The following is a 1,986-nucleotide window of genomic DNA, read 5'->3' as shown; positions in this document are numbered from 1 at the left end:
ACCAAACAATCAGCACACTGTTGAGTTCTCAAAGGACAACCACACCACCGTACCAACCCACTCACCGAGTGAGGCCTTCCGGAGGGCGACCTTCCTATCTTACTGCGTCGACCGGGCCGGGTTCAACCTCTGCGCCCTGGCGACGTGGAGAACAGTACACGGGCGATCAGACGCGTTCACCGGGGGGTGGGTCGACATCATCGGCGCAGGTCAGGTCGGATGCGCGGCTTCCGGACGCCCTCGTCCGGCTGTCGAGCTCGCCCGGGAGCGCATCCGAACGCCTCCCGCTACCCGGCCCAGTGGAGCTGGAGGAGGTCCACCCGCCCGAGGTGCTCGACGATCACGTAGGTGATGAGCCCCGTGCCGGCGAAGCTCATGGTCCGGACGGCTCCGTCGGGGTTGCGGTCCACCAGGGGATCGCCGGACCACGGCGCGAGCTCGAGCAGGTCGAGCATGTCGGCGAGCGCCACGAGGGCCTCGGACGGCAGGGCCTCGAGCGCGTCGCGGACGGATCCGACATCGACGACGTAGGCCACCTACAGACCGAGGTCCGCACGCACCTCACGCCAGGACGCCGTGGGCGACGTCGCCGCCTCGCCGGCCCGCGCCGAAGCAGCGGTCGCGAGCATCGCGCGGTACCCGTCCGCCCCACCCGCGGCGGTCGTCACGCGGGCGACCCGCCGCCACGCGTCCAAGCACTCGTGGACGACCGCGAGGTCGTACGTGTCGGCAGCCCGCGCGAGCGCCGCGCGCCACTGCCGGTCGAACTCCACCGCGCTCTCGGGCGCCACAGCCGCTCGCACCTCGGCGGGCGTGGCCTCGGCCCATGTCCCGACGTCTCCTCCCCCCGAGGGGACGGACGAAGCGGCGGCAGTCATGCGGCAACCCTACGGCTCTGGTCCGCGTGGCACGACGATGTCACCACGCCCGACCTCGAGATCACGGAGAGGGCTGGGCCGGCGATGCGAGCGCGACATCACGCGATACAGCCGGAGCCGCAGCACTGACGACTCGATCTCTGGGCTACTGCGAGGGTTCCTTTCGCCGGCCCTCGTGGTCGCGGTAGCAGGCGGGGTGTGGCCCCGTGGATCGACCGGAGTGAGGTCTGTGAGGCGCCATGCCCGTCTGGGGTCGTCGAGCTCGTCATCCGGGGCCGACGCCAACTCCGCTGCAGTAGTCGTCGTGGCCACCAGGGCGTTGGTCGTGATCGTCACCGTTACCGCCGACCGCGAGGGTTGTCGGAGCCTGTCGGCGCTACAGCGGCTGGCCCGCCACTCGCCGCCGTCGGTGAGGTGCTGGTGCAGCTCGATCCTCCGGCGCACCCGGCTCGCCGCGGCGGGCGCCGCTCGGACCCGTTGGACGCCGAACGAGCCGCGCGTGTCGCGGTAACTCGCACCCACCTGGCCGCCCCAGATCGGGCCGACGCATGGCCAAGCGGCCGCCGCTCACTACCCGCCGGTCGGCGGTCCAGCCCACCACCGACGCCCGGCGCCCCAACGGCGCGCGCCCGTCATCACCGCTCGCCGAGCAGAGTTCGGGCCCGGGTTCCACGAGCGCCGCACCACCCGACGCCCCACTCGTCCGGCCGGGCTGCGCCCCGCCGCCCGGAGGGGGACGTCGAGGTCGTCACCGCGCTGACCGAGCTGCGCGCCCTGGCCCGCCGAATCCGGGCCCTCGAGGCCGAGGCCACCGACCACGAGATCGTCATCGCGAGAGCGTCGGCGCTTGGGCGCCCGGACCTGCACGAGCTCCCCGCCTGGTCGCGCCCCGACACTGCCACGCCGACGCCGCGTTCGCGATGTTCCGCTGGCTCAACCGCTCCGGGAGCCGCCGCGTCACGGCAAGGCCGACCGCGACATCCGGCGCTGCCTCGAGCGCAGTTGACGAACAATAGGAGCATCGAACTGCCCGAGCGGCTGTCGCCCGCATTTGCCGTAGCAGCAGAGCCCGTTCGACGGACCTGGAGAGACGAAAAGAGGGGCGCGC

The 1,986-nt window shown here is 72.1% G+C and carries 2 protein-coding genes; both read right to left on the bottom strand.

The window, feature by feature from the left end; genetic code table 11:
* Positions 1-287 precede the first annotated feature (287 nt).
* On the bottom strand, positions 288-536 hold the full coding sequence (locus PHK61_RS31710) for a hypothetical protein (protein ID WP_274285024.1): 249 nt from the start codon (positions 534-536) through the stop codon (positions 288-290).
* The gene (locus PHK61_RS31705) at positions 537-878 is read right to left on the bottom strand and encodes a DUF6247 family protein (RefSeq protein WP_274285023.1); all 342 of its coding nucleotides are present in this window, start codon (positions 876-878) and stop codon (positions 537-539) included.
* Positions 879-1,986: the final 1,108 nt, after the last annotated feature.

This window comes from Actinomycetospora lutea, assembly GCF_028737205.1.
Taxonomy (GTDB): domain Bacteria; phylum Actinomycetota; class Actinomycetes; order Mycobacteriales; family Pseudonocardiaceae; genus Actinomycetospora; species Actinomycetospora lutea.
The sequence above is the reverse complement of the archived record's forward strand: the minus strand, read 5'-3'. Positions and strand labels throughout refer to the sequence as shown.